The organism is uncultured Pontibacter sp., assembly GCF_947495565.1.
GTDB lineage: Bacteria > Bacteroidota > Bacteroidia > Cytophagales > Hymenobacteraceae > Pontibacter.
In genome coordinates this window covers 60,330-76,556 of the sequence record NZ_CANLZM010000014.1, presented here as the reverse complement: position 1 = coordinate 76,556, position 16,227 = coordinate 60,330, and the positions used below count along the sequence as shown (strand labels likewise).

Here is a 16,227-nt window from a genome sequence, read left to right as displayed (position 1 = left end):
ATCTGTAGCACTTCCTTACCATGAAAAAATGAAACGAAATCTCGGGCTCGTAAGACTTGCCCAGGAAGAGGCCATGTACCTGGATGACGGCGGGTACGGCGGCGGGGGCATGTACAGCATGCCCCACCAGGAGCCTCAACGACTGATGCCAGCACCCATTGTCATACCAGTACCAGGACCAGCCATCACACCGCCGCCAACAGTATTACCAACGCAATTACCAACGACCATGCCTTTAAACTACGACTGCAACACACCGCAGTGCATGTTAGACATGCTTTTCAAGGAAGTAGGCCTTGACGCATCCGATTCCTCCGGCTCTGGCGCCTTCACGCAGAGCACGCAACCGATCCAAACGCAGGCTACGGTTACAAGTGCCGAGGTAGCGGTGAAGAAGGAAAGCGCTGGAGGAATGAGCCTGGTTTGGCTGCTCCTGGGCGGCTATGTAGCGATACAGCTCGCAAGCGGCATGTCCAAGCCTAAAGGCAGCTCCAAGTCCGGAGGGCTGAGTGGAGTGCCGAAAAAGAAAAAGCAAACCAGAAGCAAACCAAAATCAAACGCCAATCAGCGCCCCTCCGGCAATAGGAAGATCGTGCTTTAACCCTTAGTAAAACCATAACCCTTTTTAAATTCATGAAATTCAATTCAACAAAAGCCCAAAGCAATGCCATTGTTGTAGGCGCTGGTGCCGCAGGCATCGTTGCCGCTAACAAAATCGGCAAGATTTTGCAGGAGAAGGCTCCTGAAGCCGTTAAAAAGCACGTGCCGCTTATCCTGACCGCAGCCGGTATACTGGTGCCAGCGGTAATGGACATCAAGAACGAAGCCGCCGTTGCAGCACTGCACGGCATGTCCATCGGCGGTGTGATCCAGGTGGCCAACGGCTACTCCGTGGACGAGACAGGCGCTCTTGCCACCTCCGGCATCAAAGGCTTCCTGGCCAAAACAGTGCCGATGCTTTCAGGTCTGGGCAGCGTGGAGCTTCCGCCCTACGAGTACTACGAGAACACGGCAAACCAGCTCATGCTGGCCGGATCATACCAGGAGGAGCAGCCACAGCGCGTGAACCCTGCAAGTATGTTCCAGGACTAGCAGTCCCCTCTTTTCAAACCAATTCCAAATCAAAATCAAACGTTAAAACAATTATCTCTTAAAGATGAGAAATTCTATTTTCTTAGTGGGCCACGTTGCCCTATTGCAAGCCATGGGTTACGTTGACGGCAATTTCGAGCCTGATTTCAAAAGAGCCGCAGCTTCTGGCGTGAAGTTCACAAACGGCATGGAGTACCTGCGCCTGAACATCACCAACAAAGGCGGCATCGTTGACCTTCTGACCGCCAATACGCAGCAGGTAGACGGTGAGTGTACTTTCAACGGTAACATCCTGGAAGATGCCCGCAACCTTGCCCTGGAGAAAATCCGCTTAGGCTATGCGAAGTCTGCGAAAGCTGGCGGCGAGACAGACCCTACCCTGCTGAAGTACAGCAACCTATACGATGATGTGCCTGCGGTGCTTGCCAACGCTGACCTAGTAATCGCTCAGGACGGCAAGGATATACTGACTATACCTGTGCGCCATTTGCTGGTAGGTTCTAAGAGCGAGCAGGTTTCAGGCGCTGTGGACGCGTTTGAGTCAGGCGTGATCAAGGTGCTGCGCTCCAAGTCTAAGATCAACGTGCAGCTTCGTTTCCCGAAAGGCGCAAGCATCGGAAACGTGGACAACCACTTCATTGAGCTGCACTTCATCGGAGCCGCGACTACTCGCTAGGCCTCCCCAACATCAAATCAACGGAGAGGCCCGCTAACAACAACAGGGCCTCTCCAAACTTTCAAATTCTCTCACTTCATACTTTTAAAAGATGAGCCAGAGCAGGTCACAAACCCTTACTGTAACATACCCTGTAGGCACTGCCGCAGGCACCTACAATGATTCTGTAGTGCTGGACGAGCAGTACAGCGAGTGCCAGGGCGTAGCCGCCTACGAAAGCGGAAACGGAGGCATCCCAAACTACAAGATCGGCCTGAAGGACAGTTCCGATACATACCAGGAGCAAACCCACAAGGATGACTGGATCGTGAGCACCGACGTTGCCCCAAGCCAGCGCATCAAGCCCATCACCCCTCCTATTCGCGGTCAGAAGCTGACTGTTGTCACGCAGATACCCGAAGTGCTTACAGCCGAGCTCAGCTACGATATCGTGTTCAAGCTGACCGGTAAGAAAAACCGCTAATCATCACTACCCTCATATCCCAAACCATGTCAGCCCACATTTCACCCGAGCGCTATATCAAAGAGTTTCAGACGGACATTACCGACTGCATCGGCTTTGCCGTGGAGAACGACGGCACTACGATGCTTGAACTATCTTTTGACAAAGGCAACACCTGGCTAAAGGTGAAGCCCGACACCTCACGCACATTTGACTCGGGCGTGGGCGATGTATTCATCGGGGAAATATACGGCAGGTTCGGTGAGGTTTATACTTACCCTGGGGAAGAGGCGCAATCAGCCCGGAACGACGGCATGATTGTTAAAATATTATTTACCTGCCCTAACAAAAGATAGTATGGCCGCCGGAGCATCAAAACCAATGTCACAGAGGGCAAAGGGCGCAGGTCCGATAAACATTGATGTGGTTGGGCGTAACTTCGATGACCCTACGAAGTTCAACCAGCCCCATAAGTATCTTACAGCGAAAGACTTTATTATGTCCTACCTGGTGAAGGAACTGCCACCGGTTGCCACTATCTCAGGGCATTTCAGGCTGAACGGAGGCGCAGCATTCGTACCGTTCATGACAATTGAGCGAGGTACGATAGTAAATGAGGTGCGGATTACAGCCAGAGGCACAAGCCAGGTAAATTCACCTGATCTGGCAGAGATAATGATCGGAGGCGGTGCAGTTCCGGCCAGCACTTCGCTGGAGGCTGGGGTAAGAGATTTCACTGTAACCGCTTTTGATTCCAGCATACTGCTCAACACACCAAAGACCTATACCGCTAGGGCAAGAGACCTGAAAGGAGTGCTTTCAAGCCAGCCAAACGACAAGTGGGCAATAGGCGTGAAAGCCTACCACGGTAAGGGCAACGTGGAGGGCGAAACCATTACGGAAGCCTGGGTTCGTGCGAACCTAACCAAACACGGAGCATTCAACCAGCACATGAGCGAGGTAACAGCCACTCCTGGAGCTGATGACTACATACTGTACCTGGCCCCGGTGGCCTGGGGGCTTCGTGTTTTTGAGTTCCTTGGCTCTGACCAGACAAACCCTGAAAGCGCAACACGCATCAAGGTGAGAACCGACGCGGAAATAGCGAACGGCATACTGCAGCAGGATGCCACAGAGTACTTTGTGATACGCTCTTTAGGCAAAGGCTTGGGCGGTGGCTCACCTTACACCTTCAAAATTGGCACAATCGGATAATTTCAAATGAGCTATCAATCAGACTTAGTAGCGGGCACAAAATTTCCTGCTACCATTGGGCTAACCGATGACCAGGTGCAAAAAGGAGTGCCTCTTGCAGATGGCAACATCATCAAAGGGCACCCGAAGAGCTTCGCCACGCTGTCGGAGTTGCAGGATTGCCCAAAGTCATGGTTAAGTCCAGGCAACACAGGCTATGTGCATCTTGACCCTATAGCGGAGAACAACGGAAAGTACGTGCTTTCCAGCAATCTGCTTACCTGGACAAAGGATGTTGCGGCAAGTGTGTCCGGCTCCAGCGATGCCAACCTAAGCAAAGGTGGCTTGCACCAGTACGAAACGATTGCCAGCAGGAATGCCATCCCTCTCTCCCTTCGCCGGCACGGCATGAGCGTGGATATATGGGAAGATGCCACAGCAACGGCTGCAAACGGCAAATTGCTGCCGCGCACCTTCAAGCTAACGGGCAACCTGACTGGAGGAGGCACTTCTGAGCGCGTGACGAAGACCGTTCCTGACGTGAACGTGCTGGAGCTTACCTACAGCGACCAGATCAACGCTGGCTATGAGAATTACATGGTGGAGGAGCATTTCGAGATGTTTCTTAGCCCTGCCTACGTGTTTAACATAGCCAATGCGCCTCAGCCTAAATTACCGTTTGCTGCTGGGTACGTGGCCGGAACTTACAGTGGCACGACAATTTCCTACCATGATGATCTGGATGGCGTGTATGAGTTCTGGGACAATCAGCCATACCGCGACCTGTACGGCAGGCCTCTTGGGGGCGGTGCAGCCGTGCTGATCGGCAGGCGCACCTATAGCAACATGAGCCTGGGGAACAAAACGCTCAAATACTCTTACGATACAGAGGCGGCCGCAGAAAAACTGGATTTGCAGGGCACAGGGGACCAATCGGACGTATGGACGGAGGTTCTGCCAGGCAACAGCACGCAGCCCTCCAGCCATAACCATGACGACCGCTACTATACTGAGGCAGAGGTCAATGCTCTACTTGCCGACAAGGCTCGCCTTGTAAACGGCAAGATAGATATGGCGCAGCTTCCAGATTCAGTACTCGGACAGCTGGAGTACAAAGGGAGTTTTGATGCCAATGCCAATATACCTGTCTTGGCAGACCCAACCACGGCACTAGGGCATTACTATGTAGTGAGAGTTGCCGGAACGCAGCACGGCTTTGAGCTTGGGGTGGGCGATTGGCTGGTATCGGACGGCACGATATGGGACAAGGTAGACAATACATCGGAAGTTTCCAGTGTGTTTGGCCGCAAAGGAGTGGTAACACCGCAGGCCGGAGACTACAATGCAGACCAAATCACAGAAACACAGACCCGCAAATTCATAACCCCGGAGGAAAAAGAGAAAATCAACAACCCTTGGCTACCGAACCATGCACACCCAATAGCTGAAGTGGAAGGGCTTCAGGCGGCATTGAACAAGCTGGATGTAAACGAAAACGACATTGGTGATCTAACAACTAACTATGCGATTAAGTTTGACAGGAAGCGCATTATAACAGCCAATATCACTACTACAATGCAGTTTTCGGCTGACTTGGCAGCATTTAAAAAAGGGATTGTGGGGCGGCTGGAGCTGATATGCAGCCGGAATGTCGTTCCAACTTTCACAAGTGAGTTCCGCAAAATTTCAGGAGATTTTGTCACACCAGGACTTAACTACGTGGACTATCATACTATCTCAGCGAACCGAATTGAATTTGAAATCTACCAATGATGGAACTTCATATTAATAATAATCTAATATATAACAGCGAGTTGCTTTTCACGGAGCAAAATGCAGAAACACAGGATTATATCAACGCTATTGCATTCAGTTACAATGGTGCCAATCAGGACATATCAGTATGGAAGGGAGATGACACTCCCGGTCTGCCAAAAAGATATGATTGGCTAGTTCACGATATCTCAACGCAGGAAGGGCTGGTAATTCGCACGACAGTGGAATGCCGATACCAGCACCCTTACGGCACACCAGCAGCCTTTGCTGGCACGCACTACTTAAACCTGGAGGTAATAAATGGCTAATTTTTCAAAAGCCGGAAACTGGTACGTTGATTCGTATTTCGGCAATGACATGAGCGGCAACGGAACGGATAAAAACCCATTTGCCACACTTAACAGGGCTTATATAAGCGCATCTACAGGGCAAAGGATTATTTGCCGCGGCTACTTCGCAGAAGGCTTGCCATCATCGAGCAAGGGAATTAATTGGGAGGCAGAAGGCTTGGCCGTTTGTGACGGCTCTTCCTTGCCAGACGGCACAACCTGCTTTAACTCAGCCAACACAAATTCTGTTAGAGGGTTTAAACTTCTTTTTTGGCAAGGTACGTCCTATGTTGTTTTTAATCAAAACGCTACTGTGCTGCTTGATGAATGTGAGTTGCATTACTGCTATTTGAATTCGGCAACAGGCACCTCTTCGGGATTGCCTCGCTTCAGCATCCAAAAATGCATAATGAATGAGTGCCGTTTTTCCAACACGTCCTCTTCAAACTATGCGGGGATTTTAACAGGCAATACATTTTCAAACTGTTCAGGAAGCTTCGGAAATGCAGGCGGCGGGTTTATTGTCCGCAACAATATTTTCATCAATTGCAACAGTTTAAGCATAGCTCTCCCAGCCAGCAGGCCGGGGGGAATGGAATTCAACTATAACAACATTTACGGGGGGTTCTCCGGCAACAGCAACGCACAATGGAAGCTTTTTGGTGAGGGGCATTACCAGGTGAACGGCTACCAAGTAGCGCCAGGAGACATCTTCAACGACTACTCAGGAGGGCGAGACGGCATTAGCTATTGGGAAAATGACTTTACCATGAAGCCAGATTGCATCCTGCGGGATGCGGCCAATGACGGACTGGAGTTAGGGGCAAAGCGCATCGGCTACCGGTTTTCGGCAGAAAGCTTATGGGACACATTCAGGGAGAGCAGCAGCAATCTTTCCTATTCCGTAGCCAGGGGGCTTATGCTCCTGGACTTAGAGCGGGGCCAGGGCAGCTATGAATCCACATGGATTAATATAGGCACAGCCATTGAGTTCGACATGGTCAACCTGTGCGCCTCCTTTGTGGTGACAAACGGCAACGCGAAGCAGTTTATCGGCTCCCGTTCCGAAGCGCCGAACAGTACCAAAAACCAACGCAAGGCTTTTGACTTCCAATTGGCCATTGCTGACAGCGACCAGGGCATCCCGGAGTGGAAAACGCAGGAGTTCTTTCGCAGGGTACGGCTGGATGCCGAAGGACGAGGCGTCGCCGACGATTCCTTTAGCCCAGCCTCGGTTCAGATCCCGAAAGGGGCCTATTTTAAAATTGCCTTCAAAATGAACAACCTAGCAATTACAGCATAAAATGGCAATCGAGGTAGAGTTTAGAGGCTTTACACTGGAGAGTGTAAGGACAGGCAGGCCGCCCGAACTTACGCTTGGGTCTATGACACTGGAGCGATATCAGCCCGTGCCACCTCCCCGTGTGGCCCTGCGAGCGTTGACGATGGAGCGGCACCGATCTAGCCCAAAGCAAAAGAGGAGATTTAGAAAACGGTGGTGGTAAATGCCGCCCAACAAAATACGCTATTGCAAACATGAACTTAGTCCCATCCACCCTTGACCAGGCGATCTTAGAGATCAACGGAAGAAGAAACAAAGCCATTTTCTGCAGTATCACCGCTTCCAGCGATGAGTTACCAAAGAAAACCCTGATGAGCCAGGAGCCATTCAACGAGCCGCGTCTGCGCTCCACGGTGGAAAGCGCTTTCATGTACTACCCGAACTGCCGCATCTCATTGGAGGTCTACGCGCCCAACGGCAGCAGAAACAAACTGAGCGACACTTACCTATTGATTAACCCTAACCAAGCCAACGACATGTCAGGCATCATCCCATCGTACAACCAGCAACCGCAGCAAAACCAGAACAGCCAGCTTATTGAGGGCCTGGGCTTAAACGGAACGGCCAACTACCTGCTCAACGAGAAAGCGCAGCAGGTAAATGACCTGAAAGAGCAGATCAAAGAATTGCGAGACACTGTCCGGATGCACGAGCAGACGATCCGCGAGGAGCGCGAGAAGCGATGGCGGCTGGAGCAGGACCTGAGCCTGAAGGATCGGGAGTTCAATTTGGAGAAGCTGGAGATCGAGGCAAGCACCTCTAAAGGTCTGAACGGCCTGGTTGACCGCGCCACTTCTGTGATTGAGGCGAAACCGGAGCTGTTGGGGGTACTTATCAGCGCTTTCACCAACAAAGCGATTCCCATGCAGATCGGAGGTGTGCCGGAGCCGTCACCGGTTGAACATCTCTCTCCGGAGGCGCAGAACGCCTATAACAACTTAACTTCCTGGCTGCAAGGCCAATCAGAGCAGGCAATCGGGGAATTTTACGCGGTGGCGCTTCTGGTATCTCAAAACAAGCTAAACCTATCGCAAATCATAAGCAGCACGCAACATGTCTGAATTTAAGAAAGAGATTACCATCAAGGCAAACGACCAGCTTCAGGCACAGAGCCTGTTTGCCGCCCTACAGACCATCGCCAACAACATAGAGCCGGACAACCTGCTCCTGCTGGCACAAAAGTCTAAAACCTTCGGAATCAACTTCAAAATCAGGCAATTCAAACACCTCATCTAATGGCTAGCTCTACCCTCCCTGCTATAAACGTGCAAATGCCTGGTATGCCTGAAAGCGCCATGACCAAGGCAGTGAATGGGGTTCTGCTTCTGGCCGCAGCAGGTGGCTCCTATTTCCTGATAAAAAAACTGCTCACTGACGCAGCCAGAAACGGGGTGATGGATGACATATCCAACCCGAATTCAAAAGAGGGATTGGCGGCAAACCTGGCTATGCAACTCTACTCCGGCATGATCACTAGCGAGTGGGCAAACGATACCATCGGTGACGGTACGAACCTCACCGTGGTATTTGCAGCCGCGAAAGACATTCATAGCAATCGTGCTTTGGTGGGGTTTGACGATGTGGCCAAGAAGTACAGAGCCCTCTACCAGCGTGACCTGCTGCAGGATTTGCAGAGTGACCTCAACGCGGAGGAAATGACCAGGTTCAGGGGAATTCTCTCAACAGGCCTGGGCGCACTACCTGCACAGGGCAAGAAGTATATCGCCACTGTTTCACCTGGCCTCGTGCTGGATCAGAAACTAAATCCTTTGCAGCCTGTGCCAGCCAATATAGCCCTCGGTTCCTACCTGGAAAGCATGCAGGTAGCCAACGGCCAGGTACTCCACGGCTTTATGTACAACGGGCAGATGCGCTATATCGACAGTGCGACTGCTAAAATCAAAAACCATGTATCCGCCTAGAAAAAAACCGCTTACCAAATCTAACACTCCGCGCAAAAGCACAGCCAAGAAGAATACCTACAAGCCGCAGCCAAAGGCTGACCGGAAAGGCTTCAGCGGGTGGCTGATAGGTGCCGCGGTATTGGGAGGCCTGCTTGCCTGGTCCAATGTCTCCGGCAACAGCACCGTGCCTCAGTCTGGGGAGGCCATGCCTGGAGGCATCCCCCCTGCCCCGACCGGCGGCTCCAAGCCTTCCACGACACCCGCGCCTGCTCCAGTAACTACGCCCCCGGTGGTGGTGGCCCCCGCTGGCAGCAACACGATCTATCTGGTAGTGAACAGCTGGAACGGCGAGGGCCTTTACGCCAGCACCGGCAGCGACTACGCCATCTCCACCGGCTACGGCAGAGACAAGATCACGCACCTGGACCACGGCAAGTACGTCGGCATCTGGAACGGCCAAACGAAGGATAATATGCTTCAGGCAGTGGTTACCATCTCTGGAGTCTCCTACAACGTGTGGATTGACGCAAAGGAGGTGTACCGCTTCAGCATCAGCGAGTATAGCGAGCACAAGCGGAAGTTCGGCACTATGGTGGACAAAACACAGGCGCAGCTTAAAGACATCATTAACTACTTTAAAAATTAACCGTGGCTAACTACGACATTTCTTACAGAGCCCTGATACCGCGTGAGGGCGGTTACGCAAATGTACCCGGCGACATGGGAAAAGAAACCTACCAGGGCATCTCTCGCAAGTTCTGGCCGAATTGGCCTGGCTGGGCGCTTATTGACGCAATTAAGGCCGTGCGACCACTGGAGCAAGGGGAAGTGATCCATGACTACAACCTGAAGGTGTTGGTGAAGAACTTCTACAGGCAGAGCTTCTGGAACACGATGCTTGGAAACTCTATCAAAAATCAGCAGATAGCCGATATCCTGTTCGACTCCCACGTGCTGATGGGCGGCAACGGCATTGAGGTGGCTCAACGCGTGCTGCGCCAGCTTGGTTTTGCCGTGGACGTGGACGGTGTGGTAGGCACAAAGCAGACGCTTCCGGCTCTTAATAATGTAGATGCTAACCTGTTCTACCAAAAGTTCAAGGAAGCCAGAAAAGCTTACCACATAGCGACAGTCAATGCAAAGCCATCGCAGGGCAAGTTCCTGAAAGGCTGGCTTAGCAGGGTTGACAGCTTTCCGGACAGTATCGAAAAAAAGACCTTGGCCTAACGCTGATCCTGCTAGCGGGCGTTGGGCTGGCCTGGTACCAATACAAGCAACTTCAAGACATTAATCCATGAGCAAGCACCTGCTTGCCGCTATCCTGATGGCGGCGACACTATCAGGCTGTGTTACCCCAGTCTGCCCTGCCTACAGGGATAACCTCAAGTACCAAAAGCCGCTGCACAAGCCACGGTTCCGAAAGGACCCAGGCCATCAGGGCGACAAATACAGCAGCGCAGCCAGGAAAGCCGCCGAACAGACAGACGCAGCGCTGTACTTATCCACCCTAAAAGTTTTATCTCCACAATAATGAAAGCACTACTACTAAACGCAGCCGCCAACATCGTGCGCGGCTGGAGAACTACGCTGCTAGGCCTCGCGCTTTTTGTGGCAACCATTGCGAGCGTGTTTAAGGTCGAGGCCGTGACCTGGACAGATGCGATACTTCCCATCCTGCTCAGCACCGGCCTCATGCTCATGCCCAAGCAAACCAAAGGTGCGCTGCGTGACCTGATCACCAGAAAGGCACCGTTGATCCTGGCCCTTCTACTGCTGGCCGGATGCACCGGCTCCAAGGAAAACAGCGCCAGCTCACAGCTTGATACGCTGAAGATCAAGAGCACCGGCACAGTTAAAACCATCATCACCAACACCGTTAAGGCAGATTCCGCAGGCCTGCAGGTAGAGTTAAGCAAGATGCAGCCCAACCAGGTGTACACGCAAAAAAGCGATCGCGCTGAAGTGGAAACATTCCTGGATGAAAAAGGCAATCTCAGCAGCAAGTGCAAATGCAAAGAAGAAACATTGAAAGACAGTGTTGAGCAGGAGATAGAAAGCAGCTATGAAGTGCCGGTGCACCTAAATCATTCTTACCAGCCGGAACAGGAGAAAGAGTCACCGGCCATGTGGATATGGCGCAATTTCATCTGGCCTTTTGCCTTGGTTATTGGAGCTCTCATCGTGTTCGTACTTTCAGCCCTGTTCCTGAAGCACCTTACTTTGAGTCTATTCAATAAGCCTGCACCCAAAGAACCTTCACTGTAATTAATTTTTAACCCTTAATACTTAAAAAATGGACCCATTATCTATTGCCGTAGGCGCAGGAGCTGTGCTAGGCTACAACATGCTTAACGGCAAAAAGAAACCTGCCACGCGCAAGCGCAAAACCACGGCAAAGAAAAAAATTGCTTCTCCTAAGAAGAAAGCCTCCACAACCAAAAAGAAGGCCACTGCAGCCAAACGCAAAACCACAAAAAAAAAGACTGCGGGTGTTAAAGGCAGTCGCAAAAACAGATAAACATACAGCCATAGCAGCCATCCATAATGTGGCTGCTATGGCTGTTCAAACCTCACCTGACTAAACCTCCTGCCATGGAACGATGCGAGAGCTGCAATAGAAAACTGATTAACCTGGTTGAGTTCGCCCTGGGGCTATGCGTGGTATGCGAGCGCAAGCAGCCCGCACCACCGGATGCGGCCGTGTCTTCAGGAAGTGCGGGATCCGATAACACCAATGCCGCAGACAATGGATAGAAAAGCTTTCGTCGCCGCCATCAAGGCGGAGCTCGTGGCTGGGCACAAACACAGCAAAACCTCAGTTGAGAAGCTGGCCAGCAGCTACGGGATCGGTGATAAGACGCTGGTAAAGGAACTGACAGAGCTTGCCATTGTGCTTCGGGCTCGGGAGCTGGCGCACAGGCCAGGCACCATAAAGCAGCGGTTCGACTCCATCGTAGCGCTTTACAACAGCCAGGTCACCCTGTCGCACCGCACCAGCCAAAGCATGCTGCTGCAGCAGTACTCCACTCCAGCACCTATCGGTTACTTGGCAGGCATCTATACCAAAGCTGACCAGCTCCCCAACAAACTGTTTGAGCCAAGCGCCGGTAACGGGCTGCTGACCATCGCTGCCTGGCCTGGAAGCGTGGACGTGAACGAGATTGACATGGTGAGGCGTGAGAACCTGAAAACACAAGGGTACAGGTATGTTGGAAACCAGGATGCAACACAGCCTTTCCGCTTCCTGGCAAAACAGTACGACTCCGTGATCACCAACCCACCCTTCGGCAAAACCGATGCAGTGGAATTCAACGGCTATAAGATAGATACCGTGGATCACGTGATGGCCATACGCGCCCTTGACTGCCTGAAGGATTCCGGCAGAGCCGCCATGGTGATCGGGGGCCACACTGCCTGGGATGCCAAAGGCCGCATACAAGCTGGTAAGAACAGACTATTCTTCAATTACCTCTACCGCCACTACCATGTGGATGATGTGGTGAACATCGACGGCAAGAAGCTCTACTCACGCCAGGGCACCGGATTCGATGTGCGCCTGATCCTTATCAACGGCAGAAAGCCGGAGCCGACCGGTGCGGCTCCCATCAAACAAGAAAAAGATTCCGTGGTACGCACTTATGATGAGTTATTTAACCGCGTGACGCAATATTTAGAAACTACTCCTGCACCAAAACCCAACATGAAAATGCTAGCCCTTAAAGCAAAGGCCATCAAAGCGAAGCTGCTTCTCCTGGAGACCCTGGGGATGCCTTACACCCCGACTTCCAACGCCTGTATCGTGCTCGATACGCATGTGCCGGACATGATGGCGCAGGAGACATTCTCCTCGCTTGACAAAATAAGAATAGCCGTAGGTGGCGATATAGACGCCTTCGTGCAGCACAGGCTTGCCTACCCTACCAAAACAGCCATGTGCAAGGCATTGGCCGCAGAGCAGATCGATGCGGTAGCGATGGCCATCTACAACATTGAGGCACGTGGACAGGGCATGATCATCGGGGACCAGACCGGCATTGGCAAGGGCAGGCAGGCCGCAGCGCTCATTCGCTACGGCGTGAACCAGGAAAAACAGCCGGTGTTCATTACAGAGAAGCCAAACCTCTTCAGTGACCTTTACCGCGACCTGGTGGCCATCGGCTCTGCTGACCTGGTGCCGTTCATCGTGAACAGCCGCGACAAAAAAACCAAGATCAAGGATGAGCGTGGCAAGGTGGTGTATGAGGCGCTTCCGGACCAACAGCTCAAGGATGCCATCAAATCACGCAAAGTGCCTGCCGGATTCCATTATGCAGTGGCTACCTATTCTCAGTTCAGCTCACCCGAGCGCTCTCCGGCCAAGCCAGAGTGGCTAAGGGATGTTGCCAGCAACAACATCGTGATCATGGACGAGTCGCACAACGCGAGCGGAGAGTCTAACACGGGTAATTTCCTTCAGGATATCGTGGCCAGTGCCAAAGGCGTGTTGTTCCTTTCTGCCACTTACGCCAAGCGAAGCGATAACCTGCCGCTCTACGCCATGAAAACAGCTATGTCGGATGCCAACCTGAGCAAAGAAGGCTTGGTGGAGGCCATTCAAAAAGGAGGTGTGGCATTGCAGGAGATACTTTCCTCACAACTGGTGCAGGAAGGTCAGATGATACGCAGGGAGCGCAGCTTCGAGGGTATAGAAGTGAATTATATTACCCTGGACAAAACAGCAGGCGAGCCTAAGCTTGACAAGGAAATGGAGCACAAGGCCATTGCCGACAACCTGACCGAGATCATGCGCGAAATCATCGGTTTCCAAGAAACGTATGTGGAGCCGAGCATTGACGAAATGGACTCTATTGCCGTGGCTGAGGGCAAAGAGGTGAAAAAACGCGGTGGTACTTCTGCAGCAGGTGTGGACAACTCCCCCTACTTCAGCAAGATATTCCAAGTGATTAACCAAATGCTGTTCTCCATCAAGGCAAACACGGTGGCAGACCGTGCCATACAGCGCCTGAAGGAAGGAAAGAAGCCGGTTATTGCCTTTGCCTCTACCATGGGGAGCTTCATAGAGCAGATGGAGGATGCCGAAGGTTCCCCTGTGGGCAACGGCTCTATAATCGACATTGACTTTGCCACTGTTCTGCAGCGCGGCCTGGATGGGGTGATGCGCTACACGGTCACGGACCACGACGGCAGTAAGGAGAAAAAGCAGATCGATGTAAGCGAGCTCTCTCCGGAGGCGCAACTCAAGTACTTTCAGATTGCCGAGCGCATCAAAACCGTTTCCTCCGGTGTGACCATATCCCCGATAGATGCCGTAAAGCAGCGTATTGAGGCCGCCGGTTACTCCGTGGCTGAGGTGACGGGCCGCAAGTACGAAGTGCAGATGAATGAGAAAACCGGCAAAGGCCTGGTGATGCTGCGCGAGAAAATAGCCACAAACGATGCTTTCCGTGCCTTCAACGACAATGAGGTGGATGTGCTGATGATTAACCAGTCCGGCTCTACGGGTGCCTCAGCTCACGCTGTGCCGACCAAGGTTGTACCGGCTGACCAGGTGAAGCAGCGCGTGATGCTGATACTTCAGGCAGAGCTTGACATCAACACCGAGGTACAGAAGCGCGGCAGGATCAACCGCACTGGCCAGTTGAAGCACATTCCCCCTATCTATGACTATGTGATCAGCGCCATTCCTGCCGAAAAGCGCCTGATGATGATGCTTCAGAAGAAACTCAAGTCGCTCGATGCTAATACTTCTTCCAACCAAAAGCAGAGCGAGGCGGTGCTTTCCGTGCCGGACTTTTTGAACAAGTATGGGGATGAGGTAGTGAACAAGTACCTGAACGAGAACCTTGACATGAACTTTAAGCTTGGTGATCCGCTAGGCCTGGGCAAGGATGAGGAAAAGAAAGCTGATACCAGGGGCGCGGCTATTTCGCTTGCGCACAAGGTATCAGGCCGTGTGGCCGTGCTTTCCTGCGCGGAGCAGCAGCAGTTCTACGAGGACATTACCACAGCCTACGATGATTATATTAATGACCTGAAAAACAAGGATGAGTATGACCTGGAAGTAGAGGCGATGGACTTGCAGGCCGAAACGATAGACAGCCGCATTGCCAAGGTAGGTAAAGGCGGCACTTCTGTTTTCTCCGAGAACACGATTCTGGAAACCGTACGCGCGAAGGTGCTCCGCAAGCCATTCACTAAATCTGAGGTGCAGAACCTGGTACAGGAGGCACTTTCAGGCAAAACACCTCTTGAGCAGCAAGAGGAGCTTCGCCGTGAGGCAACAACCTTCATGCAGGAAAGGGCAAACAGTGAGGTGGCCGACCAAAACAGGCACTACGATCAATTAGAGGCTAACATCCACAGCGAAAAGAAGATACTGAAGCTGGTGGATGCAGATAAGGCAGAGGCCTTAGCCGAGCGTAGAGCAGAGCTGAGGCAGGCGCGTGAGGCTTCGGTCAACAAGATCAAGACCTCCTGGAACAACCGCTACTCGTTCATCAATGGCTTGGTTAATTTTTTTACAATAGGCAGAGGTATCAAGTACAGCATTGGCCGTGATGAGTATGCCAGCGGCGTGTTTATCGGCTTTAAGGTTGACCGCAAGAAGAAAAACCCTTTCGCCCCTAGCCATATGCGCCTGCGCTTTGCCATTGCCCACAGCGTGAAGTATCTGGAGATTCCGGCCAGTAACCATGATGCCATCAACGCCATCCGGGGCGCTTCCTACAGCATGTACTCCAAGGAGCGTGACCAGATGATTGATGCTTACTGGGAGGATGCCATTAAAGAAAGTAGCCAGGATAGCAAGACTCGCTATATCGTGACCGGCAACCTGCTTCAGGCCTTCGATCAGTTTAAAGGCAAGCTCGTGAGTTATACTTTAAAGGGTGGCGGTGAGAGAAAAGGCATTTTGATGCCGGAGTATTGGGTGCCGCAGGAGTCTAACAAGTCCGTCACCGTGCCGATCATGCAGGCCATCGGGCACATCAAATCCATGGTTGTAGGACGCTCACTTGTAACCGGAAAAGGTGTATCCATCATAAAGCAGCACGACCACGGTAGCGGAGTAGACTATTTCAAAATTATGGTAGCGGGTACCAAGAAGTCCGGCGGCTGGTTTTTTCTCAACAAAGAGGTTCTGAGCCTAATGGACATGCAGATCTTCGAAAAGCAGTCAGACAAGATGGTAGGCACGATCGGACCGGACCGAATTGAGTCGCTTGTGAAGTGGCTACAGGAGAGGCAGTCAGACAGCATCAACCTGAACGAGTCAGACTTCACCAGGTTATACAAGGATAAAATAACGGCGCCGAAAACAGTGCCCGAGTGGCCTACGCTCTATGTGTCAGCACTCAAGAAAGAACCAACCGCAGACAAATTCAAATTACTGAAACTAAAAGCCAGGGCAGTACAGGCAAAACTGCTGCTACTGAACCTGGAATCAAAAGCAGCCTAACACTCTCAATCACATA

The 16,227-nt window shown here is 52.0% G+C and carries 19 protein-coding genes; all 19 read left to right on the top strand.

Going from position 1 to position 16,227, the window contains the following annotated elements; all coding sequences use genetic code 11:
- The first annotated feature begins 28 nt into the window (after nt 1-28).
- The 19 genes from Q1B04_RS16690 to Q1B04_RS16600 all read left to right on the top strand — a co-directional run bounded on the left by Q1B04_RS16690 (nt 29) and on the right by Q1B04_RS16600 (nt 16,211).
- Nucleotides 29-601, top strand: a complete 573-nt coding sequence (locus Q1B04_RS16690) for a hypothetical protein (RefSeq protein WP_299760881.1) — start codon at nt 29-31, stop codon at nt 599-601.
- A 32-nt stretch (nt 602-633) separates the two neighbouring features.
- The gene (locus Q1B04_RS16685) at nt 634-1,092 is read left to right on the top strand and encodes a hypothetical protein (RefSeq protein ID WP_299760879.1); all 459 of its coding nucleotides are present in this window, start codon (nt 634-636) and stop codon (nt 1,090-1,092) included.
- A gap of 64 nt (nt 1,093-1,156) precedes the next feature.
- Nucleotides 1,157-1,768, top strand: a complete 612-nt coding sequence (locus Q1B04_RS16680; protein ID WP_299760877.1) for a hypothetical protein — start codon at nt 1,157-1,159, stop codon at nt 1,766-1,768.
- 91 nt (nt 1,769-1,859) lie between these two features.
- Nucleotides 1,860-2,231, top strand: coding sequence for a hypothetical protein (locus Q1B04_RS16675; RefSeq protein ID WP_299760876.1), 372 nt, complete (start codon nt 1,860-1,862; stop codon nt 2,229-2,231).
- Between the two features lie 26 nt (nt 2,232-2,257).
- Nucleotides 2,258-2,566 (top strand): hypothetical protein, encoded by a 309-nt coding sequence (locus Q1B04_RS16670; protein ID WP_299760874.1) that lies wholly within the window; start codon nt 2,258-2,260, stop codon nt 2,564-2,566.
- Between the two features lie 25 nt (nt 2,567-2,591).
- Nucleotides 2,592-3,425, top strand: a complete 834-nt coding sequence (locus Q1B04_RS16665) for a hypothetical protein (protein ID WP_299760872.1) — start codon at nt 2,592-2,594, stop codon at nt 3,423-3,425.
- Between the two features lie 6 nt (nt 3,426-3,431).
- Nucleotides 3,432-5,177 carry a hypothetical protein gene (locus tag Q1B04_RS16660; protein ID WP_299760870.1) on the top strand — a complete coding sequence of 582 codons (1,746 nt, stop codon included), beginning with the start codon at nt 3,432-3,434 and terminating at the stop codon, nt 5,175-5,177.
- On the top strand, nt 5,174-5,488 hold the full coding sequence (locus Q1B04_RS16655) for a hypothetical protein (RefSeq protein ID WP_299760868.1): 315 nt from the start codon (nt 5,174-5,176) through the stop codon (nt 5,486-5,488). The genes Q1B04_RS16660 and Q1B04_RS16655 overlap by 4 nt, the downstream gene beginning before the upstream one ends.
- Nucleotides 5,481-6,812 carry a hypothetical protein gene (locus Q1B04_RS16650; RefSeq protein ID WP_299760866.1) on the top strand — a complete coding sequence of 444 codons (1,332 nt, stop codon included), beginning with the start codon at nt 5,481-5,483 and terminating at the stop codon, nt 6,810-6,812. Before Q1B04_RS16655 ends, Q1B04_RS16650 begins: the two co-directional genes overlap by 8 nt.
- Before the next feature lie 233 nt (nt 6,813-7,045).
- Entirely contained in the window at nt 7,046-7,912 is an 867-nt protein-coding gene (locus Q1B04_RS16645) for a hypothetical protein (protein WP_299760864.1), read from the top strand.
- Nucleotides 7,905-8,087: a hypothetical protein gene (locus Q1B04_RS16640; RefSeq protein ID WP_299760862.1), complete on the top strand. Its 183-nt coding sequence runs from the start codon at nt 7,905-7,907 to the stop codon at nt 8,085-8,087. Before Q1B04_RS16645 ends, Q1B04_RS16640 begins: the two co-directional genes overlap by 8 nt.
- Nucleotides 8,087-8,773: a hypothetical protein gene (locus Q1B04_RS16635; RefSeq protein WP_299760860.1), complete on the top strand. Its 687-nt coding sequence runs from the start codon at nt 8,087-8,089 to the stop codon at nt 8,771-8,773. Before Q1B04_RS16640 ends, Q1B04_RS16635 begins: the two co-directional genes overlap by 1 nt.
- Complete coding sequence (locus tag Q1B04_RS16630; protein WP_299760858.1) at nt 8,760-9,401, top strand: hypothetical protein; 642 nt, start codon at nt 8,760-8,762, stop codon at nt 9,399-9,401. The genes Q1B04_RS16635 and Q1B04_RS16630 overlap by 14 nt, the downstream gene beginning before the upstream one ends.
- 2 nt (nt 9,402-9,403) lie before the next feature.
- Nucleotides 9,404-9,982, top strand: a complete 579-nt coding sequence (locus tag Q1B04_RS16625) for a glycosyl hydrolase 108 family protein (RefSeq protein ID WP_299760856.1) — start codon at nt 9,404-9,406, stop codon at nt 9,980-9,982.
- Nucleotides 9,983-10,049: 67 nt separating this feature from the next.
- Nucleotides 10,050-10,286 carry a hypothetical protein gene (locus Q1B04_RS16620; protein ID WP_299760854.1) on the top strand — a complete coding sequence of 79 codons (237 nt, stop codon included), beginning with the start codon at nt 10,050-10,052 and terminating at the stop codon, nt 10,284-10,286.
- A complete protein-coding gene (locus Q1B04_RS16615) occupies nt 10,286-11,020 on the top strand; it encodes a hypothetical protein (RefSeq protein WP_299760852.1) in 735 nt (244 codons plus the stop codon). The genes Q1B04_RS16620 and Q1B04_RS16615 overlap by 1 nt, the downstream gene beginning before the upstream one ends.
- A 28-nt stretch (nt 11,021-11,048) precedes the next feature.
- A complete protein-coding gene (locus Q1B04_RS16610; RefSeq protein WP_299760850.1) occupies nt 11,049-11,273 on the top strand; it encodes a hypothetical protein in 225 nt (74 codons plus the stop codon).
- A 74-nt stretch (nt 11,274-11,347) separates the two neighbouring features.
- Nucleotides 11,348-11,509 (top strand): hypothetical protein, encoded by a 162-nt coding sequence (locus Q1B04_RS16605; RefSeq protein ID WP_299760848.1) that lies wholly within the window; start codon nt 11,348-11,350, stop codon nt 11,507-11,509.
- Entirely contained in the window at nt 11,502-16,211 is a 4,710-nt protein-coding gene (locus Q1B04_RS16600) for a strawberry notch-like NTP hydrolase domain-containing protein (protein ID WP_299760846.1), read from the top strand. Before Q1B04_RS16605 ends, Q1B04_RS16600 begins: the two co-directional genes overlap by 8 nt.
- Nucleotides 16,212-16,227 lie beyond the last annotated feature (16 nt).